Origin of the sequence: Ahrensia sp. R2A130, assembly GCF_000179775.1 — a bacterium.
Taxonomy (GTDB): Bacteria; Pseudomonadota; Alphaproteobacteria; order Rhizobiales; family Rhizobiaceae; genus Pseudahrensia.
The window spans coordinates 178,209-199,200 of the sequence record NZ_AEEB01000022.1 but is presented as its reverse complement, the minus strand read 5'-3'; the positions used below and the strand labels follow the sequence as shown (position 1 = coordinate 199,200).

At 58.0% G+C, this 20,992-nt stretch carries 20 protein-coding genes and 1 tRNA gene; 14 read left to right on the top strand and 7 right to left on the bottom strand.

Annotation, left to right across the window (positions count from 1 at the left end):
- Nucleotides 1-31 precede the first annotated feature (31 nt).
- The 5 genes from R2A130_RS14310 to R2A130_RS14290 all read left to right on the top strand — a co-directional run bounded on the left by R2A130_RS14310 (nt 32) and on the right by R2A130_RS14290 (nt 5,219).
- The gene (locus tag R2A130_RS14310; RefSeq protein ID WP_009758512.1) at nt 32-817 is read left to right on the top strand and encodes a DUF459 domain-containing protein; all 786 of its coding nucleotides are present in this window, start codon (nt 32-34) and stop codon (nt 815-817) included.
- A 131-nt stretch (nt 818-948) separates the two neighbouring features.
- A complete protein-coding gene (locus R2A130_RS14305; protein WP_040306096.1) occupies nt 949-2,430 on the top strand; it encodes a GDSL-type esterase/lipase family protein in 1,482 nt (493 codons plus the stop codon).
- A 55-nt stretch (nt 2,431-2,485) separates the two neighbouring features.
- Nucleotides 2,486-3,907: an MBOAT family protein gene (locus R2A130_RS14300; protein ID WP_009758509.1), complete on the top strand. Its 1,422-nt coding sequence runs from the start codon at nt 2,486-2,488 to the stop codon at nt 3,905-3,907.
- Nucleotides 3,908-3,916: 9 nt separating this feature from the next.
- Complete coding sequence (locus R2A130_RS14295) at nt 3,917-4,156, top strand: hypothetical protein (protein ID WP_009758508.1); 240 nt, start codon at nt 3,917-3,919, stop codon at nt 4,154-4,156.
- 130 nt (nt 4,157-4,286) lie between these two features.
- A complete protein-coding gene (locus R2A130_RS14290) occupies nt 4,287-5,219 on the top strand; it encodes a pirin family protein (protein ID WP_040306095.1) in 933 nt (310 codons plus the stop codon).
- A 55-nt stretch (nt 5,220-5,274) separates the two neighbouring features.
- On the opposite strand, the gene R2A130_RS14285 is transcribed toward R2A130_RS14290, so the two are convergent.
- Complete coding sequence (locus R2A130_RS14285) at nt 5,275-6,711, bottom strand: aldehyde dehydrogenase family protein (protein WP_009758506.1); 1,437 nt, start codon at nt 6,709-6,711, stop codon at nt 5,275-5,277.
- 216 nt (nt 6,712-6,927) lie between these two features.
- Between R2A130_RS14285 and R2A130_RS14280 the strand changes: the two genes are divergently transcribed.
- Nucleotides 6,928-7,389 carry a YHS domain-containing (seleno)protein gene (locus R2A130_RS14280; protein WP_009758505.1) on the top strand — a complete coding sequence of 154 codons (462 nt, stop codon included), beginning with the start codon at nt 6,928-6,930 and terminating at the stop codon, nt 7,387-7,389.
- 16 nt (nt 7,390-7,405) lie between these two features.
- Here R2A130_RS14280 and R2A130_RS14275 read toward each other — a convergent pair.
- Together R2A130_RS14275 and R2A130_RS14270 are read right to left on the bottom strand one after the other, a co-directional pair.
- Nucleotides 7,406-7,479: transfer RNA gene (locus R2A130_RS14275), tRNA-Arg, on the bottom strand.
- A 25-nt stretch (nt 7,480-7,504) separates the two neighbouring features.
- Entirely contained in the window at nt 7,505-8,089 is a 585-nt protein-coding gene (locus R2A130_RS14270) for a YqaA family protein (protein ID WP_009758504.1), read from the bottom strand.
- Nucleotides 8,090-8,166: 77 nt separating this feature from the next.
- Between R2A130_RS14270 and R2A130_RS14265 the strand changes: the two genes are divergently transcribed.
- On the top strand, nt 8,167-8,916 hold the full coding sequence (locus tag R2A130_RS14265) for a nuclease (RefSeq protein ID WP_009758503.1): 750 nt from the start codon (nt 8,167-8,169) through the stop codon (nt 8,914-8,916).
- Nucleotides 8,870-10,411, top strand: coding sequence for a M48 family metalloprotease (locus R2A130_RS14260; protein WP_198008751.1), 1,542 nt, complete (start codon nt 8,870-8,872; stop codon nt 10,409-10,411). The genes R2A130_RS14265 and R2A130_RS14260 overlap by 47 nt, the downstream gene beginning before the upstream one ends.
- Nucleotides 10,412-10,414: 3 nt before the next feature.
- Here the strand turns inward: R2A130_RS14260 and R2A130_RS14255 are convergent, their stop codons facing one another.
- From R2A130_RS14255 to R2A130_RS14245, 3 genes are all read right to left on the bottom strand, one after another.
- The gene (locus R2A130_RS14255) at nt 10,415-11,341 is read right to left on the bottom strand and encodes a site-specific tyrosine recombinase XerD (RefSeq protein WP_009758501.1); all 927 of its coding nucleotides are present in this window, start codon (nt 11,339-11,341) and stop codon (nt 10,415-10,417) included.
- 61 nt (nt 11,342-11,402) lie between these two features.
- Nucleotides 11,403-13,232, bottom strand: coding sequence for a cyclic nucleotide-binding and patatin-like phospholipase domain-containing protein (locus tag R2A130_RS14250; RefSeq protein WP_009758500.1), 1,830 nt, complete (start codon nt 13,230-13,232; stop codon nt 11,403-11,405).
- A gap of 6 nt (nt 13,233-13,238) precedes the next feature.
- Nucleotides 13,239-13,382 (bottom strand): hypothetical protein, encoded by a 144-nt coding sequence (locus R2A130_RS14245; protein WP_009758499.1) that lies wholly within the window; start codon nt 13,380-13,382, stop codon nt 13,239-13,241.
- A gap of 227 nt (nt 13,383-13,609) precedes the next feature.
- On the opposite strand from R2A130_RS14245, the gene R2A130_RS14240 reads away from it, so the two are divergent.
- The 3 genes from R2A130_RS14240 to R2A130_RS14230 all read left to right on the top strand — a co-directional run bounded on the left by R2A130_RS14240 (nt 13,610) and on the right by R2A130_RS14230 (nt 16,766).
- Nucleotides 13,610-14,227, top strand: a complete 618-nt coding sequence (locus R2A130_RS14240) for a shikimate kinase (RefSeq protein WP_009758498.1) — start codon at nt 13,610-13,612, stop codon at nt 14,225-14,227.
- A 15-nt stretch (nt 14,228-14,242) separates the two neighbouring features.
- Nucleotides 14,243-15,370 carry a 3-dehydroquinate synthase gene (aroB, locus tag R2A130_RS14235; protein WP_009758497.1) on the top strand — a complete coding sequence of 376 codons (1,128 nt, stop codon included), beginning with the start codon at nt 14,243-14,245 and terminating at the stop codon, nt 15,368-15,370.
- A gap of 94 nt (nt 15,371-15,464) precedes the next feature.
- The gene (locus R2A130_RS14230) at nt 15,465-16,766 is read left to right on the top strand and encodes an HlyC/CorC family transporter (protein ID WP_009758496.1); all 1,302 of its coding nucleotides are present in this window, start codon (nt 15,465-15,467) and stop codon (nt 16,764-16,766) included.
- Here R2A130_RS14230 and R2A130_RS14225 read toward each other — a convergent pair.
- A complete protein-coding gene (locus R2A130_RS14225) occupies nt 16,763-17,041 on the bottom strand; it encodes a BolA family transcriptional regulator (protein WP_009758495.1) in 279 nt (92 codons plus the stop codon). The two genes, R2A130_RS14230 and R2A130_RS14225, sit on opposite strands and share 4 nt — an antisense overlap.
- A 209-nt stretch (nt 17,042-17,250) precedes the next feature.
- On the opposite strand from R2A130_RS14225, the gene R2A130_RS14220 reads away from it, so the two are divergent.
- The 3 genes from R2A130_RS14220 to cobT all read left to right on the top strand — a co-directional run bounded on the left by R2A130_RS14220 (nt 17,251) and on the right by cobT (nt 20,975).
- Nucleotides 17,251-17,871, top strand: coding sequence for a J domain-containing protein (locus tag R2A130_RS14220; RefSeq protein ID WP_040306195.1), 621 nt, complete (start codon nt 17,251-17,253; stop codon nt 17,869-17,871).
- A gap of 167 nt (nt 17,872-18,038) precedes the next feature.
- Complete coding sequence (cobS, locus tag R2A130_RS14215; protein WP_040306193.1) at nt 18,039-19,013, top strand: cobaltochelatase subunit CobS; 975 nt, start codon at nt 18,039-18,041, stop codon at nt 19,011-19,013.
- 12 nt (nt 19,014-19,025) lie between these two features.
- Complete coding sequence (cobT, locus tag R2A130_RS14210; protein WP_009758492.1) at nt 19,026-20,975, top strand: cobaltochelatase subunit CobT; 1,950 nt, start codon at nt 19,026-19,028, stop codon at nt 20,973-20,975.
- Nucleotides 20,976-20,992 lie beyond the last annotated feature (17 nt).

Below are 20,992 nucleotides of genomic sequence, written 5' to 3'. Positions count from 1 at the left end.
CGATATTATTTTGATGTTCAGGGGAACATTCATGTTTGGCAAATTCTTGACCGCAACAGCTTTTGCGTTGGTGGCTTTAGTTCCGTTTCACGCAAACGCCTCAGAGCCCACCGTTCAAAATGCCGCGGCGCCTACGACCATCGTCACGGCGCCCTACATGGCTGCAAAGCCTGCTGACGGCATCTACGACATCGTTATTTTGGGTGACTCGCTGGCTGATGGTCTGCATCAGGGTTTGACGCAGTTGAACAAGGATGACGACACGTTTCGCACCGTGAAAAAATCCAAGGTGAACACAGGTCTCGTGCGGTCCGATCGCTATGACTGGAACAAGGCTGCGCGCAAGATTTCTCAGTCGGGAAAATACGACATCGCCATCGTCCAGCTTGGCCTCAATGATCTTCAGTCCATCCGCGAAAAGGGCAAGAAGCACCATTATCCGTCCGACGGTTGGAAGGAGCGTTACATTGCTCGGGCCAAGGCGCTGGCTGATGATTTGAAAGCGTCCGGATTGACCGTTTACTGGACAGGCATCCCTATTGTTTCGCAGAAAAGCTATCCTGAGGACTATGCTTTCGTGAACGGTATTCTTGCCGATGTAGCCCGGCAAACAGGTGTGAAATTTGTCGATACCTGGACGCCACTGGCGGACGCGAAGGGCGAGTTCAGCCCTTACCACAAGGACGCTGACGGCAAGACGCAGGAGATCCGCAATCGCGATGGCGTTCACTTTACGCCTAGCGGCTATCTGATTTTTGCCGGAATTGTAGACGATGCTATCAAGGCCGATATCGCCGCGATGACCGCTTCGAACTAGCTTCCTGCTCCATATTGGGAGTGCGTTGCGGTTCCTGTGGTCGCTTTTCGTTAACGCTGTTCGGTTAGTTTTCGTTAAGGCGCGGTGTTGCCCGCCATAGCGTTTTAACAATCGTTCAGCAGGTCTCGTTCATGCGTCGACAAGCGGTTTTCAGCTTGAAACTCGCCACCGCTTTTGTCGGTGTCGCAGGTATAGGTCTTTTGGTTGGTTGCCAGCAGGCGGGGCAAAGCAAATCCAACTCGCCGTTCGCAAACGTGGCGCAGAACCGTCCAATTCAATCGCAATTTCCCACCGCTACACCGACGCAGCGGGCAAGTGCCATCCGCACCGCGCGTGATGGGTTGCAGAAGCAAAGCAGCGAACTGACAGAAGCGACAGAAGAGGTCGAGCCGACACCGGTGGTCGTTGCAGCGCTTACCCCGACGGACGTCTCGCCGCCCGCACAACGCGCTACAGATGCAATCGCGTCGCCCCGCCCGCCAAAATCAAAGCCGGAAACGGTAGCCCGTCAGAACGGAAAACCGCTGGCTGGTTTCCGTGCGAAACTGGCTGGTCTGAAATCCGGAAGCCGCACCAAGCCGGTGACAGTGCTGCATATCGGCGACAGCCATGTGGCATCGGATTCTTTTACCCGTGGCATCCGGCGGGCGTTGCAAAATGAATACGGCAATGCTGGTCGTGGTGCGGTCATTCCGGCCAAGGCGTTCAAATACGGTGTGGCCGATCAGGTGCGGATGACGTCCAACGGTTCATGGAAAGCGCGCACCGCTTTGCGTGTTAAAGAGCAGCGCTTCGGTCTGTCCGGCGTGTCGGTCGCCACTCGTTCCTCGCGGGCGAAAATGACGTTGCTCAGCCAGAACGGCACGTTCGACTGGGCGCAGGTCACGGTCGTATCCGGCCCATCGCAGGGGCGTGTGGTTGTGTCGGCAGGCGGTGTCGAAAAGACATTCGATGCTCGCGCGGCGTCCAAAGGTTCCAAGACATTCCGCATCGACGCCAAGGGCAGTGAACTCATCGTGCGCGGCGGTGGCGGCTCGCGCATCGAAGTTCTGTCATGGGCCACAGGTCGCGAAACGCCGGGCGTGCGCTATGTGAATTTCGGGCTCATTGGGGCGACGGTGAACATAACTCGTCGGTTTGATCCCAAGCTCGTGGCGAACGATGTGAAGGCCATTGCGCCGGACCTAATCGTCTATGGTTACGGCACGAATGAAGGCTTCAACGATAATCTCGATCTGAAGCGCTACGCGAAACGCGGCAGCGCTTTCATGCAGTCGCTGGCCGATGCAGCGCCGCAAGCCGATCTCGTTTATATTGGCGCCGCCTCCGGTCTTCGCCGCAAGGGCAAAGGTGCAAGCTGTGGTGGCGGCTGGAAAGAGCCGCGGAGGCTCGGCCCACTGCGCGATACCGTGCAGCAAATGGCCAAGCGCCAGAACGCGGCCTACTGGGATTGGTCCGAGGCTATGGGTGGCCGCTGCGCCATCAATCAATGGGCTTCGAAGAAGCTCGCTGCCAAGGACCGTGTTCACCTCACATCGCGCGGCTATGCCCGCTCTGCCAACGCCTTTGCAGCCTTCCTGATGGGCGGCGATGTGACTGTGGCGCAGAACTAGGTTTCGCGTCCCGGGTAACGCCCTGATTTCGCATCGGCAAAAAACACCCTAGAAGGTGTTGCATCACTTCACGCCGGTTTCGCCTGCCTTGCTGTTTCCAACTCCCACATTCGCGATATTCTTCCCGTTGGTCTTCGCTGCCGCATGGGCGCTGCGGGAGCGGGAAGTCGCGCGCAAATGGCTGTTGCTGGGTGCGAGTTACGTCTTCTACGGCTGGTGGGACTGGCGCTTCTGTTTCCTGCTTCTGCTGGCTTCGCTGGTGGCGTGGGCAGCGGGTTTGGCGCAGCGTGATGGACCTCGAAAGGGCGTCGTCACGGTCGCCGTTATTGCGCTGCTCGGCATTCTGGCGGCGTTCAAGTACTACGGCTTCTTTCTGCAGAGTTTGCAGGATGGACTGTTCGCGCTGGGCTTGCAGCGCGACCTTCCGTTCATGCAGATCGTGCTGCCGGTGGGCATATCCTTCTTCACGTTTCAGGCGATCTCTTACGTAGTAGATGTCTATCGCCGCGAGGTGATCGCCCGCGAAGCACCGCTGGATGTGCTGCTTTACATCGCCTTGTTCCCGCAGTTGGTCGCTGGTCCCATCGTGCGGGCTGCGGATTTTCTGCCGCAGTTGGAACGACGGGCGGAACTGACGCGCGCTGCCATCTCCGTCGGCTTTACGTTGATCGCCTTCGGGTTGTTCAAGAAAATGGTGGTGGCGAATTACTTGGCCGTCGATCTGGTGGACCCGGTGTTTCTCGATCCGCAAGCGCAATCGAGCCTGATGCTGCTGCTCGGCACCTATGGTTACGCGATGCAGATCTATTGCGATTTTTCGGGCTACAGCGATATCGCCATCGGCACGGCGGCGTTGCTGGGTTTTCATTTTCAGAAGAATTTCGATCAGCCCTATCGCGCATCATCGCTGCAGGATTTCTGGCGGCGTTGGCACATCTCTCTGTCGCAATGGCTGCGGGATTATCTCTATATACCGCTGGGCGGTTCGCGCTTCGGCACATGGAAGACCTACAGCAATCTGCTCACCACGATGGTGCTGGGCGGATTGTGGCACGGGGCCGCTTGGAATTTTCTGATATGGGGCGCGATCCATGGCGCGTGGTTGGCGACGGAGCGGGCGCTGGGTTGGCGTGGTGGTACGGGTGCAGGGCGGATGCTTGGTTGGCTGGTGACATTCCATCTGGTTTGCGCCGCGTGGATATTCTTTCGCGCTGCCGATCTCGATGTGGCGCTGACGATGTTTGCGGGTCTGGCGGATTTCACCGTTGGCACCGGCGAACTGGCATGGTTCACGCTGGTGGTGCTTTTCGTGCCGTTTCTGTTCCAGTTCGGGCCGCGCATGCTGGCTGAAAATGTTGCGGCAAAGTTGACTGCGGTTCCTCTCTGGTTGGCGGGGGGGGCGTTCATCACGGCGATACTCGTGATCGTGTGGCTATCACCGCCGGGCACTGCGCCCTTCATCTATTTTCAGTTCTGAGGAGCCGACATGCTTGCCACCCGTTGCCTCGCGATTTTTCTCTTCGGCCTTTTGACGCTTGCTACTTTTCAATCATCAGCAATCGTTACAACGACGTATGATCTGCCGGAAAGTGAGATGAATGAGCGCGTCGTGCTGCTTGCTGAAACATGGCATGGCTGGATGCAGGAGCTTGGCCTGGCTGGTATCACCGAGGCTATTTCCGAACAGCTTGAAGAATGGCGTGAGCAAACCATCGCAGCGACGTGATGCAAGATGTGATGGTTGTGCATGGCAGGGCTGTTTGAAACCGGCGTGCGCAGGCCTAGATGTGGTGAGACAGATCCGGCCCCACTTTCAATTTTCGATTTCTCGGCGGCACGGACCCAAGAGTAAGACCATGACCTTCAGACCAGTAGCATCTCAGTCTCAGGCCGTTCCCACCATGGAAGGCGCGGGCGTTCATCTGCATCGCGTGTTCGGCTTCGACGAGCAGAACCGTTGCGATCCGTTTTTGATGATGGATGATTTTCGCAATGACGACCCGGCCAAATATGAAGCCGGTTTCCCGTGGCACCCCCATCGTGGCATCGAAACGATAACTTATGTGCTGGAGGGCACGGTCGAGCACGGCGACTCGCTGGGCAATCGCGGTGTGCTGGGCGCAGGTTCGGTGCAGTGGATGACCGCTGGTTCCGGCATCATGCATCAGGAAATGCCATCGGGTAACGAGCGCGGGCAGATGCACGGCTTCCAGCTTTGGGCCAATCTGCCGTCTTCGTTGAAGATGACCGATCCGCGCTATCAGGATATCTCGGGCAAGGAATTTCCGATCATCACGGATGACGACGGCGTGGCGGTGAAGATCATCACCGGGGAATTCTGGGGTACAAAAGGACCGGTGGACGGTATCGCAGCCGATCCGATGATCCTTGATGTGTCCATGCCGGCCAACACCCGCAAAGTGTTGCCGGTGGATACCTATGCTTCGACCTTCGCCTACATTTTCGCGGGGCAGGGAACGTTCAAGGACGCGTCCAATCCCGTAGGTGTGAAGGTGGAGAAGGTGTTTGCGGGCGAGGAACTGAACATTCGCGATATGTCCGGCAACCGCACGCTGGTGCGCTTCGATACGGGCAACGAGATCGTTGTGAACTCCGGCCAGGATGGAATGCGGTTTCTTCTGGTCTCCGGCCAACCGATACAGGAGCCGGTGGCGTGGCACGGGCCGATCGTTATGAATACACGCGAGGAACTGCACGAGGCTGTGCGTGATCTGCAGCAAGGGACGTTCATCAAGAAGGGTGCCAGTGGCGTGCCGGGGGCTGCTTAAATAAAAAGGGCGGGAGTTTTCTCCCGCCCTTTTCAAATGTCTGGCTAGCTCTGGCCTAAGTCGGCCAACCGCCTACTGCCTTCACTTCGAGAAACTCGTCCAAGCCCCACTTGCCGCCTTCACGGCCGTTGCCGGACTGTTTCATGCCTCCGAATGGTGAGCCTGCACCGCGGCCCTGGCCGTTCATGTCCACCATGCCGGTGCGAAGCTGGCGGGCGACACGTTTGGCTTTTTCGGGGTCGGTGGTCTGCACATAGTTGGTGAGGCCGTAATCGGTGTCATTGGCGATGGCGATTGCTTCTTCTTCGGTGTCGAAGGGCATCATCGACAGAACGGGGCCGAAGATTTCCTCACGCATGATCTGCATATCGTTGTTGCAGTCTGCAAACACCGTCGGGCGCACGTAGTAGCCACGGTTCAAACCGTCCGGGCGGCCCATGCCACCGGCGACAAGTTTCGCGCCCTCATCGATGCCGACCTGAATGAGATCCTGTACCTTGTCGAACTGCATCTGCGAGACCAGTGGACCGATGTGACGGCCTTCTTGCGACGCGGAATTGACCGATGTGGCCTCCGCTGCGGCCTTGGCCTGTTCCACCGCTTCGTCGTAACGCGAGCGTTCGACCAGCATACGGGTGGGGGCGTTGCAGGACTGGCCGGTGTTGTTGAAGCAGCGGATGATGCCCTGTTTCACGGCTTTCTCGTCAGCATCGGCGAAGACGAGGTTCGCGCCTTTGCCGCCCAGTTCCAAGGACACGCGCTTGATTCTGTCGGCGGCGGCTTTGGTGATGAGACGACCGGCGCGGGTGGAGCCGGTGAAGGACACCATGTCCACGTCTGCGTGGTCGGTCAGCTGCGAGCCGACGCCCGGGCCGTCGCCGTTGAGCATGTTATACACGCCGGCGGGAACGCCAGCTTCGTGCAGGATTTCGGAAAACAGAATGCCGGACAGCGGCGACTGTTCGGATGGTTTCAACACCATGGTGCAACCGGTGGCGATGGCGGGCATCACCTTCAGCGCGATCTGGTTCATCGGCCAGTTCCAAGGGGTGATAAGGGCACAAACGCCAATGGGTTCATGGATGATCTGTGTGCTTTCATCACCTTCGCGCAGCGGATGTTCGAATTCGAACTCCTTCAAAGCCTGAATGAACGCCTTGATGTGGCCTGCACCAGCACCGGACTGCTGCTGCTTCGCCATATCGATAGGCGCGCCCATTTCGCGGCTGATGGTTTCGCCCATCTCGTCGGACCGTTTGGCGTAGATCGCGAGAATGTTTTCCATCAGCTCGAGACGTTCGGCTTTTGTGGACCACTGCCACTTCACAAACGCAGCTTTCGCTGCTGCGACGGCAGAATTGGTGTCGGCTTCTCCGCCGAGCGAAATCTGCGTTACGACCTCTTCGTTCGACGGGTCGATCACGTCGAATGCGGTTCCGGCCTGTGGAGCGACCCATGCGCCGTTGATGTAGAAATTGCCTGCGTTTTTCATGAAATGCGCCTTTCGCCCCGAATTGCGGGGTCAGAATTTGTCTTCTGCCTTCAGATAGGGGGCAAAAGGCACAATGTCATGCACCAGTTCCGTCGCACCCGTCTTGCCAGCGACATTTGTGGCCAGTTGACGGGTGATGACATTGCGGTGAGCCGGTATGGACTGGCGTGTCGGGTAGCCTATGTTTGCGTGAAGTTTCCAAAAGGAGTTTGCGACATGGCACTCAATAAACGCGCTTTTATAGGCTTTCTGGTGGCTCTGCCTGCTGTTGCGGTGCTGTCGTGGTATCTACCGGCAGGCGCTGCGCCCAACATCTACGCTGAAAGCGGCGTTGCTATCGACGGCACAGACACGGTCGCTTACTTTACCGAAGGAAAACCTGTGCCGGGCAAGCGTGAGTTCAGCCACGAGTGGAACGGCACGACATGGCTTTTTGCCAATGAAGAAAACCGCGCGAAGTTCGCAGCCGACCCTGCAGCGTTTGCGCCGCAATATGGTGGCTACTGCGCTTATGCGGTTAGCGAAGGTTACACGGCCAGCACGGTTCCGGACGCTTGGAAAATCGTTGATGGCAAATTGTATCTGAATTACTCGAAAGGCGTGCAGTCGACGTGGGAAGAGAACCAGTCGAAACGCATCGTGGATGCTGACGGCAATTGGCCATCCGTCCTCAAGTAGCACTCCTTCAAACGCGTGACCCCAATTGGATTCGAACCAATGGCCTCGGGATTAGGAATCCCGCGCTCTATCCTGCTGAGCTATGGGGCCGCGCGAGGCGCACCATAGTCTTGGGTTAGATGAGCTTCAACACGGCAAATCCACCGATCAGCAATGCGAGAGCTATCAACGATAGTGGGCCGAACCAGCGGTCGATCATGGTTTTGATGAACGGGCCGAATTTCCACAGAAGCAGAGCAACCAGGAAAAATCGTGCGCCGCGCCCGACGATGGACGCGATCAGGAATGTGCCGATGTTCAGGCCCGTGACACCGCTGGCGATGGTGATGACCTTGAAGGGCAGGGGCGTGAAGCCACCCGCGAGTACGATCCACGCTCCCCATTCGCCGTAAAGGGCGGAGAATTTCGCGAAGGCTTCTTCGCCGCCATAGAAGGCCAGAAGCGGTTGGCCCGCGATGCCGAACAGCTGCGCCCCGATGAAATAGCCGAACAGGCCGCCCGCTACCGAAGCTGCGGTGGCAACGCCTGCCAGTAGAAAAGCGCGGCGCGGTGCGGCGATGATCATGGGGATGAGCATCACGTCAGGCGGAATGGGAAAGAACGATGATTCTGCAAAAGCCACCAGTGCCAAAAGCCAAACGGCCTTCGGGTGAGCAGCAAGCGCGAGGGTCCAGTCGTAGATCGGGCGCAGGAAATTCAAAGGGCTAGCTCCAAGATATACGAGGCAATACGGACGAGGCGTGGCTGGCTTTAACCGACACGGTTGCAAGCCTCAACATGGCCGCCCAGACTGAAGAAATGGTTCCCGTTTTCATCATTGCCGCCGTTGTTGCCAGTTTAGCGACTTCTGCGTTTGCAAATTGCCGTTCAGCAAAACCGGTCTCGGGCATAATCGCTGATGGCGGTACCTCGTTGGGGTTTCAACTGCGGGTAGGCGAACAGCGTTACGTTATTGCAGGCCTGCACAGCGAAAGGCCGATCGCGATGAAAAGCGAGGCCATTTCGCTGCACCCAATTTCCGAACCCGACCGCTACGGGCGCATCGCCGTTATGGTTGGGCAAGGCGATTCGTTTTTACAGGAAACTTGGCTCAAAGCTGGAAAAGGCATCATTTACAGCCGTAACCTGGCTGGTGAGTGTCTTAAGCAGTTACGGAAGGCGGAAGATGCCGGTCGCGCTGCAAAATTGGGGTGGTGGCGTGAAAACATGGCGTTTCCTGCCGAAAATCCAGCCGCAATTGCTGAAAAGAAGGGCCTGTTTGCCGTTGTTTCCGGTCGTATTCTATCGATTGGCGACCGAAAAAGACGCCTCTATCTCAATTTCGGCCAGAACTGGGCCGAAGACTTCACCATATCTGTTGCCAAGACGGGGGCAGGCCGGTTCAACGGAAACGTGGATGAGCTGATTGCGGCGCAAGGGCGTCGGGTCGAAGTCCGCGGTTTGGTCGAATTGGCTCGGGGGCCCCTCATCCGGTTGTTTCATGTTTCTCAAATCCGTTTTCTCAATGAACCTGCCATTCGCCGTTAGGTCGAAACGCGCTGTGTTGCCGGTTTTGCTTTGCTCGCTGCTGGCGTTGCAGAGCTGTCGTTTCTTGTCCGGTGAAGATTCCATCGAGTCCGCATTGCTGCCTAACGAGGGCGCGCGGGTGGAAGGTGAGGTGGGTAATGAACAGGTCACAGTGGATTCCGTGCAGGCCCGCGATCCGCAGGCAAAGCTTGGTGCGCAAAATCACGAACGTATAGTGGCGCAAAATGGCGGTGCTTATTCCGACCGGCAGTTGGAGGAACTCGTGGCCTTGGTGACGGCGGACCTTGTGTCCCAAACACGTGAGAAAAACCGCGCCTATTCCGTCACCATTCTCGATTCGCCTAAGGTAAACGCCTTTGCGCTGCCCGGTGGCTATTTGTACATCACGCGCGGGTTGCTCGCGCTGGCGAATGATGCGGCTGAAGTTGCTGCCGTTCTGGCGCATGAAATGGCGCACGTTGCGGCCAATCACGGTGTCGCCCGCAGTCGAAAATCCAAGACGCAGGACTTGGCCAATCAGGTGGCAACCAATGTGGTATCAAACCCTATCGTTGGCCGGTTGGCGCAAAAATCTACAAAAGAACGGTTGCAGGCCTTTTCGCAAAACCAAGAGCTGCAAGCGGATGCCATCGGCATCAAATTGTCGGGCCGTGCTGGCTTCGACCCTTACGCGGCGGCGCGGTTCTTGCGCTCTATGGATGGTTTCACGGCATGGCGTTCAGCGGTCAATCGCGTGTCCAACGACATGTCGACATCGCACCCCTCTACACCTCGCCGTATCGAAATTGCTGAACGCCACGCGCGGGCTTTCGGCCAGCCAAGTGTTGGCGACACGCGCCGCGACCGGTTCCTGAAGGGCATCGACGGCATGGTGTTCGGTGAAAATGCGTCGGGGGGAACAGTGCGAGGCAACCGCTTTGCCCACACCGCGCTGGGGCTGACGTTTCAGGTGCCTGAGAATTTCAGCCTGACGAATGGTGATGCCGCGGTTTTGGCAACCGGCCCCCGCGAGATGGCGTTGCGCTTTGATTCTGTGGAACGCAAAGGCCTGCCTAAAAGCGCGGTCGATTACATATCATCGGGTTGGGTAAACGGGCTTGATGAAAGCTCCATAACGCCGGTCACAATCAACGGAATGAAGGGCGCAGTGGCGCGCGCACAGGCAGGTGATTGGCAGTTCTCAATCCACGTTTTGCCGAAGGGTGACAATTACTACCGCTTCATTCTGGCAGCGCCACGCACCAATGCGGATATAGGTCCGATAGGAAAATCTATCGTGAAAACCTTCCGTGGTTTGAAGAAAACGGAAGCGGCCCGTTTTGCGCCTTTGCGTCTGCGGGTGGTGACGGTTGGTGCAAATGACAGCGTCGCGCGGCTATCCAAACGAATGTTCGGTGTATCTCGTCCCGAAGAGCTTTTCCGTGCGCTGAACGGGCTTGGGGCGAGTGGCGCTGTAAAGACCGGAGATCGCGTGAAAATCGTGACCGGCGGCTAAGTTTCAGCTCGCTAATGCGAGGGGGTGCGCCGTTTCGACCAGGTCGCGCAACCGTTCTTCTAGAACATGGGTATAGATTTGGGTTGTCGCGATATCGGCATGGCCGAGCAATTGCTGCACGGCACGCAGGTCTGCACCGTTTTGCAAAAGGTGGCTGGCAAAGGCGTGGCGCAGCACGTGTGGTGACAGCTTTGATGCCGGCAGCCCTGCAGATGTAGCGAGCGCTTTTAAATCACGAGCGAAGTGCTGGCGGGTGATGTGGCCTGCTGCACTGCGGGAGGGAAACAGCCAGGCAGAGGGGGCTTGTTTGTGGTCACGCGCGGCTTGCCGGTAGGCTTCGACCGCTTCCAGCGCGGCAGCACTGATGGGCACCAACCGCTCCTTCGCGCCTTTGCCGGTCACGTTTACGAAGCGTGTTTGAGGCGTGATAGTGGCGGAACGTAAAGCCACGAGTTCCGAGACGCGCAGCCCGGATGCGTAAAGCAATTCGAGCAGCGCCAAGGTCCGCGCGGCCCGCAATCGTGCGGCAGAAGTTTCTCCTTTGCGGGCGGCGTCTTGGGCTGCACCCAGCAGGCGGTCCACGTCGATTTCGCTGATGACCTTCGGCAACGGCCGTCCGGTTTTGGGGCGATCTACGGTTGCGGTGGGGTCGTCTTCACGCAGGCCGTCGGAGAAGAGGAAGCGGTAAAGTTGGCGAACGGCGGACAATTTGCGCGCTTGCGTGGAGGCTGCGCAGCCGCTGTCTGCAAGACGCGCCATCCAGCCCCGTACATGCTCTGCACCGGCGTCCATAACTGTGGTGCGGGTGTTGCGGCAGTGGGCGGAATAGTCTGCGAGATCGCGGCCGTAGCCGGACAACGTGTTGGCGGCTGCCCCACGTTCGGCGCTCATCATTTCAAGAAAGGATTCGATGGTCAGGTCATCACGCATGGGCGCAAGTGTCGCCGAACATGGTTTCCAAGTTGATAATTTGGGTGCCAGTTGGCTGGATTTATACCTTGTCCCGACGGTCCAGTTTCGACGCTGCTTCGCGAAGCTGGTTCAAACCGGAATGCCCCTCCGCGGCGGCAGTTTTTAACGCTTCATCGACCCCCTTATAGGCCAAATCGAACTGTCGCTCGCCCTTGCTCCATTCCAGAAACCCCATGCCGGGCATGACCGGGATGGGCATGATGACGTCATCACCGAGTTCGATCTCGTTCATAGTTCGGCGTGCTGTCACCACCATGGTTCGCATGAGAATTTGAACGATGGTGGGGAACTTTGGTCCCCGCCTAAGGCCACGACGGAAGGGAGCTGAAACGACCTGCCAGACCGTACCCAATCTTGTTGGCATGGCGTCATAGTCGGAATGGACACGCCAGTCGGACCCGGCGCTAAACGTCAGGATCAGGTTCGGTCCTGCTTTCAATTGGCGCATTGTGGCGAGGGGAACATTGTCCACCAAGGCGCCATCAATCAGCACCTCACCTTCGTCCGTCACCAAAGGAGGCAAGACGGCTGGAATAGAAGTCGAGGCACGAATCGCGCGCCACAGCGGGCCTGAGCGGTGAATTTTTGCGTCATTCGTGGACAGGCTGGTGGATAGCGCGAAGAAATTGACCGGAAGATCTTCGATAGGTCCGGTGCCGTATTGTGTACGGAACTGATCGTCGAAAAATTTGTGATCGATGAGAGAATGGATTGGCAGCGTGAAGCGCCGCATCGCGCCGCTTTTGACGAAGATATTGACCGTTCGCCGCATGATCTCGCGTGGTTCTAACCCTAGCGCCAGCGCGCCTGCTGTGCCCGCGCCTGCGCTCGTGCCGCCCATCACATCGAAGTGGAAGCCGTTATCCTGCAGTGCCGCGACTGCACCCAATTGTGCGGTGGCAAGCGCCCCACCACCGCTGAGAACCAGCCCCAAAGCTCCATCATTGAAAAACCGGACCAGCCGCGCAAAGCACTGCGGATCGTCTCTGGCTATGTGGTGGCGCAGGCATTCTGGTTTTCCTGCATCTGCGGCGGCAAGCCAAGGCGGCGGGTCGCCTGCATGTTCGCGCAGAATTATGATCTGGTCTGCAGGAGATGACATCGTGCCGTCCGGTGCTGACTGGCTTGTATCAAAGAAGGCGAGGCGGGTGTCGCAGTTATCACGGATGGCCTTGCGGTAGGCTGCGCTGTCATCTCCGCTTGAGATAACGATGAGGCTGCCGTCACCTTTTTCCATATCCCGCAGCCAGCTTTCGACTTCTTTATTCGATATGCCTTTTTTCGGCAGATCGGACGCTCCAAGCAGTGTCATATTGCTGTTTGGAGTTAGTGCTTTTTCCAAGGCTTCAAGGAATGGCAGGGGCACCAGCGTATCCCCAACACCTTCGATTGCGATAATATGACCGGCTCTTGGGGCGAGCGTCTGGGACCGTGCGGTAAGGCGCGACATACGGTCAGCGACTGATTCCAAGATATGCTGCGTGAGAAGCGGCAGCTCTTGCGCGAGTGCTTCGTAGCCCGCGCGTTCGATGGCAAGCACCGTTGAGGTTCGCGCCGCAACCACGTCTGCCGTTCGTTTGCCGCGGGCAAAGAAAGCAAGTTCGCCAACCGGTTCGCCCTGTTGCAATTCGGCTATCTCACGATTGTCCAACAACACGACAACCTTGCCGCGCAAGATGACGAACAGTGTGTCGGCAGGGCCGCCTTCGCGGATGAGGACCTCATCACGGTGCAGCGTCAGGCGCGATGAAAATTGTGCGATGCGCGATAATTCATGATCGGTCAGTTGCGCAAAAAGCGCGACGCCCTTCAGCAAGGCAAGTTCGGTCTGTTCGCCCCGGTCCGTCAATTCAGTTTACGGATTGATCTTCTTGGATGGAATTTTCACGCGCATCTCACGCTGTTCCGGTTCGACCATTGTGGCGAGCGCAAACATGCCGCCGTAAGCGAGCCCTGCGAGGACCGCCAGAAAAACGATAAAGCGAATCAGACTTGGCATTCGTGGCTCCCTAAGCGCGCGTGTTGCGCTGCCACCGGCTGCACCATCACTGGGTTTCCTTATGGCAAATGGGCATGGCGACTGGCAAGCGATGAGGGATTGCTCTTTCAATTGCGGGGTAGCAAAGAGGCCTAACTGTCCGATCAGACTTGACGAATGGGGTGTTTTGCGGTGATTGACCGCTGACTCCGCCCTCCTTTTCAATAGAAGAAGCCGAACCTACACCCGTGAGCACAGCTACCACCCAAGACGTAAACCGCGCCGTTATCGCCGACCGTTCCAGCACCATTCGCCGCGCGCTGGGTGGTCGTTCCATCGTGCTCGTCGGCATTATGGGTGTCGGCAAGTCCACCATCGGCAAGCGGCTCTCGCAATATCTCGACATCGAATTCGTCGATGCGGATAAGGAAATCGAAAAAGCTGCCGGCATGTCCGTGCAGGATATTTTCGACCAGTTCGGCGAAGAAGCGTTCCGCACGGGCGAAAAGAAGGTGATCAAGCGCCTGATGGGCGAGGGGCAGAAAATTCTCGCCACCGGCGGCGGTGCCTTCATGAACGAAGATATCCGCAACGATATTGCTGAAGGCGGCGTGTCCGTATGGCTCAATGCCGATATCGATATTCTGATGAAGCGTGTTCAGCGTCGCTCTGATCGCCCGCTTTTGAAGACGGAAGATCCCGAAGCCACCATGCGTGCCATGCTGGAAGAGCGGAACCCGATCTACGCGCTGGCCGATGTGCAAATCGAATCACGCACCGTTTCGCGTGATGTGATCGCAGGCGAGGTGGTCGATCTGCTGGCGGAAAACCTGCCGGCCATCGCTGAAAAGCGCGACTGGAAGTAATTAAACTCTCTACCAATGGATGCTGACATGATGGCCAACACAATCACTGTGGAATTGGCTGAACGGTCCTATGACATTGTCATCGGCGATGGCGTCCTCACATCCATAGGCGAACGGATAGCGCTGAATTTCCCCGGCAGCCGCGCCGTCATCGTAACCGACGAGACAGTTGATGCTTTGCACGGCGAAACTGTTCGTGGGTCCTGCGCATTTGCAGGCGTCGAGACTGAGACCGTCAGCGTCGCGGCTGGCGAATCTTCTAAAAGCTACGCCACGCTGGAAACCGTGGTCGAGGGTATTCTCGATGCGGGTATGGAGCGCGGCGACGTGTTGCTCGCGCTGGGCGGCGGTGTGGTCGGCGATCTGGCAGGCTTCGCTGCCGGTATCGTGCGGCGCGGAATGCCGTTCATTCAGTTGCCGACTTCGTTGCTGGCGCAGGTGGATTCGTCTGTCGGCGGCAAGACAGGTATCAACTCGCCCCACGGCAAAAATCTCGTCGGGTTGTTCAACCAGCCGCGTTTGGTGTTGGCCGATACCGCTGTTCTCGACACATTGTCGGAGCGCGAAATGCGCGCTGGTTATGCCGAGGTCGCAAAATATGGATTGATCGACCAACCGGAGTTTTTCAGCTGGCTGGAAGACAATCATGCAGCAGTGTTCGCCGGTGGTGAAGCGCGGGCGCATGCGGTTGCGACATCGTGCAAGGCCAAGGCCGAAGTGGTGAAAGCCGATGAGCATGAGCACGGCTCCCGCGCCCTGCTCAATCTCGGCCATACCTTTGGTCATGCGTTTGAAGCAGCCGTTGGTTACGACGCGACCCGGCTCGTGCATGGTGAGGGCGTGTCCATTGGCATGGTTATGGCGCTGGAATTTTCCAACCGCTTGAACCATTGCGGGCCGGAAGTGGCGGAACGTGCCGAAGCCCATCTGCGTGCCGTTGGTCTGCCAACCCGCATTTCGCAAATTCCCGGCCATGAAGCGTTCACCACCGAGCGGTTGATGGACGCCATCGCGCAGGACAAGAAAGTGTCGCGCGGTGCGCTGACGTTCATTCTGGCGCGGGGCATCGGCGAAAGTTTCGTTGCCAATGATGTGCCAGCGGACGCTGTGCGCAGCCATCTGGATGCCGCGCTGACACTGTAAAATTTCACATGGTAGCGACGGGCTGTTCGCACCTATATGATGCAGTGCGTCCGACATTCTGGCGCGCGAATTTCTTCCGTTTCAGGACTACTCCATGACGCTTGCCATCGGCATTACCGCCCTTTCGATTTTGTTTCTCATCATGCTGTCGGGCTTTTTCTCCGGCTCGGAAACGGCGCTCACCGCCGTATCGAAGGCGCGCATCCATTCCATGGTGAAGGCGGGCAACCGCCGCGCGCGGCTCGTGTCACGGCTGATCGATATTCAGGAAAAACTGATCGGTTCGCTGCTTCTGTCCAACAACCTCGTCAACATTCTGGCATCGGCCCTGGCCACCAGCATGTTCATCACGCTCTTCGGCGATCTGGGCGTGGTCTATGCGACCATCGGCATGACGATCCTCGTCGTTATCTTCGCCGAAGTTTTGCCGAAGACGTGGGCCATTTCCAACGCCGAACGTTTTGCGCTTGTGGTGGCACCGGTGGTGAACATCATCGTCATCATTTTTGGGCCCATAACATTCGTCATTTCGCGGATCGTGCGTTGGGTGCTGAAAACCCTCGGCGTCGATCTCGATGATGATGTGAACGCGCTGTCCGGCCATGACGAATTGCGTGGCACCGTCGATGTGCTGAACCGTGACGGCTCCGTCCATAAAGACGACCGCGACCGTGTGGGCGGGGTTCTCGACCTGCACGAATTGGAACTGTCCGACATCATGGTCCACCGCACTGTAATGACGAGCGTGGATGCCGATGACCCGCCCAAGGATCTGGTGGCGCAAATTCTGGCAGCACAGCACACGCGCCTGCCGGTGTGGGAGGACGATAACGACAACATCATCGGCCTCATCCATGCGAAGGATATGCTGCGGGCGCTGGCGGCTCTTGATTATGACGCGGAACGTTTCGACATCCGCCAGACCATGAGCGAGCCGTGGTTCGTGCCGGAATCGACATCTTTGCGGGACCAGCTCAACGCGTTCCTGCGCCGCCAGGCCCATATCGCGCTCGTGGTTGACGAATATGGCGAGGTGGAAGGACTGGTGACGCTGGAAGATATTCTGGAAGAAATCGTTGGCGATATTTCAGACGAACACGACGAGGAACTGCCCGGCCTGCGCCCGCAGGTGGATGGCTCCGTCATTGTCGATGGTGGCCTGCCGATCCGGGACATCAACCGCGCACTGGACTGGGATTTGCCGGACGATGAGGCGACCACGGTAGCCGGTCTCGTCATTCATTGCGCCCAGATGATCCCCGAAGAGAAGCAGACCTTCACCTTCTTCAACAAGCGCTTCGTCGTGCTGGCGCGAGAGAAGAACCGCATCGCGCAACTGCGTATCCGCAACGTCGTTCCGGGAACCGGAACAGGTGCTGCTGCGGCGCGAACCTAAGCGGTTCCCTTCACGTCGATAGCCAGCGCGTGAAGGCCGGCTTCGAATTCGTCGGCGCATAGGGCGTTCACCTCACGGTGGATGTTCACGCGGCTCATGCCGTTGAAGTGATCTGCCGTCATACGAATGCGAATATGGCTTTCGCCCTGCCCATCAAAACCCGGCTGGTGACCGGCGTGAAGATGGCTTTCGTTGATGACGTCCAGCGTCGCTGGATTGAACGCTTCGTTCAGCTTTTGCTCCAGTTGGGTAACGAGTGGGCCTTTTTCGCTCATGGTCTTATCCTGTCTTGCGGGCTTGTGTCGCGCCAGCACAGTCCCATCTTGAGAGACTGCATCTGGCCTTTTGCTCATGACTGGGCTAGAAGTCTTGGCCTCGTAATACAACCGTATGCGGCAAATCTGCCGGTGGACCCTCGCTTCGCGTGTCGCGAAGCGCCGACCGGAATTTGCCGTCCCTCCTGCTGGAAACCGATACACAGATCATGGCATCCAATTCCGACATCTTCGATAAAATCCGCATCAAACCGCGCGGTGCGCGCAAGAAGGAAGAGGAGGCGAAAGCCGCCAACACATGTGCGTGGGAAGGTTGCGAAGCCCCCGGTGCGCACAAGGCACCCATGGGCCGCAACCGCGAAGGGCAGTATCTCAATTTCTGCATCGAGCACGTTCGCCAGTACAACAAGAATTTCAACTATTTCTCCGGTCTGGCCGATGATGAGATCGCGAACTTCCAGAAGGAAAATTCGTCGACCGGCGGTCGTCCGACATGGAAGATGAGCGGCCGTAAGTCTGGCGAGGCCGTGGACCCATCCACGCTACGCGCAACGCCGGGTTGGCATTCCAAGGTGAAGACCCGCTACACGCCGGACGGCAAGCGCATTCCGCAGGGCAATGGCCCGCGCAAGCTGAAGCGTCTGGAAGAAAAAGCGCTGCACGATCTTGGCCTGCCATCCACCGCATCCTCCGAGCACATCACCAAGAAATACAAGGCCCTGGTGAAGCAGAACCACCCCGATGCAAATGGTGGTGACCGTTCTTCCGAAGAGCGTTTGCGCCAGATCATTCAGGCCTACAAACATCTCAAACAAGCGGGTCTCTGCTAACCAAACTGCCAGTTCGTTTTCTGGTCCGGTGCAAAGCGCCATTGTGGCGCACACCGCACCCTTTGCGCCGCGCGCTGCCCCTGCTAGGGGAAACGCGACGGCCTCAACGCCAACATTTCCTGCCACGATACGGGTGATTTGCACCCGACATGCCGAAAGCCTTTTCCATGAGCGATCACGCCAATCTGCCAGACACCGAAGTTTCCGTTCGCGAAGTTTTCGGCATCGATTCCGATCTGAAAGTGCCCGCTTACAGCGAAGTGACCGAGCATGTGCCGCCGGTGGACAAGGACTACCTGTTCGACCACGACACCACGCTGGCGATCCTTGCAGGCTACGCCCACAACCGCCGCGTCATGGTCACCGGTTACCACGGCACGGGTAAGTCCACCCATATCGAACAGGTCGGTGCGCGCCTCAATTGGCCAACGGTTCGTGTGAACCTCGACAGCCACATTTCCCGTATCGACCTTGTCGGTAAAGACGCGATTGTTCTCAAAGACGGTAAGCAGATAACCGAATTCAAAGACGGCATTCTCCCATGGGCGTTGCAGACCAATGTTGCGCTGGTGTTTGACGAATACGACGCCGGTCGCCCGGATGTGATGTTCGTCATCCAGCGTGTGCTGGAAGTTGCTGGTCGCCTGACATTGCTCGACCAGAGCCGTGTGATCGAACCGCACCCTGCCTTCCGCCTGTTCGCTACCACCAACACCGTTGGTCTTGGCGATACGTCGGGCCTCTATCACGGCACACAGCAGATCAACCAAGGCCAGATGGACCGTTGGTCCATCGTCTCGACGCTGAACTATCTGCCCCACGACCATGAGGCAGGCATCATTATCGCCAAGACGCCGACCTGGCAGAACGACAAGGGCCGCGAAACAATCGACCGTATGGTGCGCGTTGCCGACATGACCCGCGCTGCTTTCATCAATGGCGACCTATCCACCGTCATGAGCCCGCGTACGGTGCTCACATGGGCAGAAAACGCGGTGATCTTCGACAACATCGCCTTCGCCTTCCGACTGACCTTCCTGAACAAATGCGACGAACTGGAACGCTCATTGGTTGCCGAGTTCTACCAGCGCGCCTTCGGCGAAGAGCTGAAGGAAAGCGCCGTCAACGTGGCGCTGGCTTAAGCGGAATCCTCGATGGCCCAGCTTCCCAAGTCACCGCCCACCGTTCAGGGCGCAACTATCGGTGACAACTCCCGCAACACCGCGTCGATTGCCGATATGGAGCCGCTGAAGGTTTCAGTGGCGACTTGTATGCGTGCGATTGCGCAGGATGCGGAACTGGAAATTACCTATGGCAAGGAAAAGCCGGGGATCGCTGGGCAGCGCGTTCGTTTGCCGGAGCCTTCCCGGAATCCTTCTGCTGCCGAGATCGCAGTTACGCGCGGTCTTTCGGACTCCATGGCACTGCGCCGAGCGAAACATGACAGCGGCGTCCATGCCAGACATATGCCGCAAGGCGACAATGCTCGCGCAGTGTTCGACGCCGTAGAGCAAGCCCGTGTTGAAGCTATCGGCTGCCGTGCGATGGACGGCATGGCCGATAATCTGGGCCATATGCTCGAAGATAAATATATGCGCGCCGGCCATGCTGACGTCACCAACCGTGACGATGCACCGTTGGAAGATGCGGTTGCCATGTTGGTGCGCGAGAAGCTGACGGGCCGTGCCGTGCCGCGTTCCGCCGAAGCGGTTGTCGACCAGTGGCGCGACTGGGTCGAAGGGCGTGCAGGCGATGCCTTCGACAAGTTGGGCGATCAGCTGGATGATCAGGATGCCTTTGCCCGAGCGACCCGCGACCTGCTGCAAGACCTCGAAATGGGTGACGAGCTAGGCTCCGACGGTTCCGATAATGAGACCGAAGAAGACGGTAACGACGACGAACAAGAGCAGGACCAGGAAGACCTCGAACGCGAGAACGAGGAATCCACTGGAACCGAAGAAGCTCAACCCGACGATCAGGATGCCGAGGGCGACGAGCAAGAAACCGGCGACATGGACGCGCAGGAGACCACCGGCGAAGACATGATGGACGATGACGAGGAGCCTGCGGAAACGCCTGGCGAGACGCAGCGCCCCGACACTCCGTTTTCCGATATGCCGCCGAAGATCGACTACAAGGCCTACATGACCGAGCACGACGAGGAAATTCGTGCTGAAGACCTTTGCGAAGAGGCTGAATTGGAACGGCTGCGGGCGTTTCTCGACAAGCAGCTTGCCCATCTTCAGGGCGTGGTCGGCCGGCTCGCGAACCGTCTCCAGCGTCGCTTGATGGCGCAGCAGGATCGCGGTTGGGATTTCGATCTGGAAGAGGGCTATCTCGACTCAGCCCGCCTGACCCGCATCGTCACCGATCTCACCGCGCCGCTGTCGTTCAAGATGGAACGAGACACAGACTTCCGCGACACTGTCGTGACGTTGGTGCTGGACAATTCCGGCTCCATGCGCGGACGCCCGATCACGGTTGCTGCAACCTGTGCCGACATTCTGGCCCGCACGCTGGAACGCTGCGGCGTGAAGGTCGAAATTCTCGGCTTCACCACCAAAGCGTGGAAGGGCGGGCAGGCGCGTGAGGCGTGGTTGAAGGCTGGTAAGCCACAAGCTCCGGGCCGTCTGAACGATCTGCGTCACATCATCTACAAATCTGCAGATGCTCCATGGCGTCGTGCGCGGCGCAACCTTGGTTTGATGATGCGCGAAGGCTTGTTGAAAGAGAATATCGACGGCGAGGCGCTGGACTGGGCGCATCAGCGTCTGTTGGCACGACCTGAACAGCGCAAGATTTTGATGATGATTTCAGACGGCGCGCCGGTGGATGATTCCACACTGTCCGTAAACGCTGGCAATTATCTGGAGCGCCACCTTCGCCATATCATCGAGGAAGTGGAAGAGCGCTCACCAGTGCAGCTTCTCGCTATCGGTATCGGCCATGATGTGACGCGCTACTACAAGCGCGCCGTCACGATTGTGGATGCCGAGGAACTCGCTGGCGCGATGACCGAGCAGCTTGCAGCGCTCTTTGAAGAAGAAGAGCCAAAACGCAGACGCCCCGCGAAACGCCGCAGGGCTTCTGCAATGATTGGCTAAACTTTTCTGCGCTCACG

Coding starts and splice junctions, on each gene's coding strand:
- cobS (WP_040306193.1), top strand. CDS start 18,039: ATGAGCGATCACGCCAATCTGCCAGACACCGAAGTTTCCGTTCGCGAA.
- cobT (WP_009758492.1), top strand. CDS start 19,026: ATGGCCCAGCTTCCCAAGTCACCGCCCACCGTTCAGGGCGCAACTATC.
- R2A130_RS14225 (WP_009758495.1), bottom strand. CDS start 17,041: ATGAGCGAAAAAGGCCCACTCGTTACCCAACTGGAGCAAAAGCTGAAC.
- R2A130_RS14245 (WP_009758499.1), bottom strand. CDS start 13,382: ATGCCAAGTCTGATTCGCTTTATCGTTTTTCTGGCGGTCCTCGCAGGG.
- aroB (WP_009758497.1), top strand. CDS start 14,243: ATGGATGCTGACATGATGGCCAACACAATCACTGTGGAATTGGCTGAA.
- R2A130_RS14280 (WP_009758505.1), top strand. CDS start 6,928: ATGGCACTCAATAAACGCGCTTTTATAGGCTTTCTGGTGGCTCTGCCT.
- R2A130_RS14265 (WP_009758503.1), top strand. CDS start 8,167: ATGGCCGCCCAGACTGAAGAAATGGTTCCCGTTTTCATCATTGCCGCC.
- R2A130_RS14305 (WP_040306096.1), top strand. CDS start 949: ATGCGTCGACAAGCGGTTTTCAGCTTGAAACTCGCCACCGCTTTTGTC.
- R2A130_RS14255 (WP_009758501.1), bottom strand. CDS start 11,341: ATGCGTGATGACCTGACCATCGAATCCTTTCTTGAAATGATGAGCGCC.
- R2A130_RS14285 (WP_009758506.1), bottom strand. CDS start 6,711: ATGAAAAACGCAGGCAATTTCTACATCAACGGCGCATGGGTCGCTCCA.
- R2A130_RS14310 (WP_009758512.1), top strand. CDS start 32: ATGTTTGGCAAATTCTTGACCGCAACAGCTTTTGCGTTGGTGGCTTTA.
- R2A130_RS14290 (WP_040306095.1), top strand. CDS start 4,287: ATGACCTTCAGACCAGTAGCATCTCAGTCTCAGGCCGTTCCCACCATG.
- R2A130_RS14230 (WP_009758496.1), top strand. CDS start 15,465: ATGACGCTTGCCATCGGCATTACCGCCCTTTCGATTTTGTTTCTCATC.
- R2A130_RS14295 (WP_009758508.1), top strand. CDS start 3,917: ATGCTTGCCACCCGTTGCCTCGCGATTTTTCTCTTCGGCCTTTTGACG.
- R2A130_RS14260 (WP_198008751.1), top strand. CDS start 8,870: ATGTTTCTCAAATCCGTTTTCTCAATGAACCTGCCATTCGCCGTTAGG.
- R2A130_RS14220 (WP_040306195.1), top strand. CDS start 17,251: ATGGCATCCAATTCCGACATCTTCGATAAAATCCGCATCAAACCGCGC.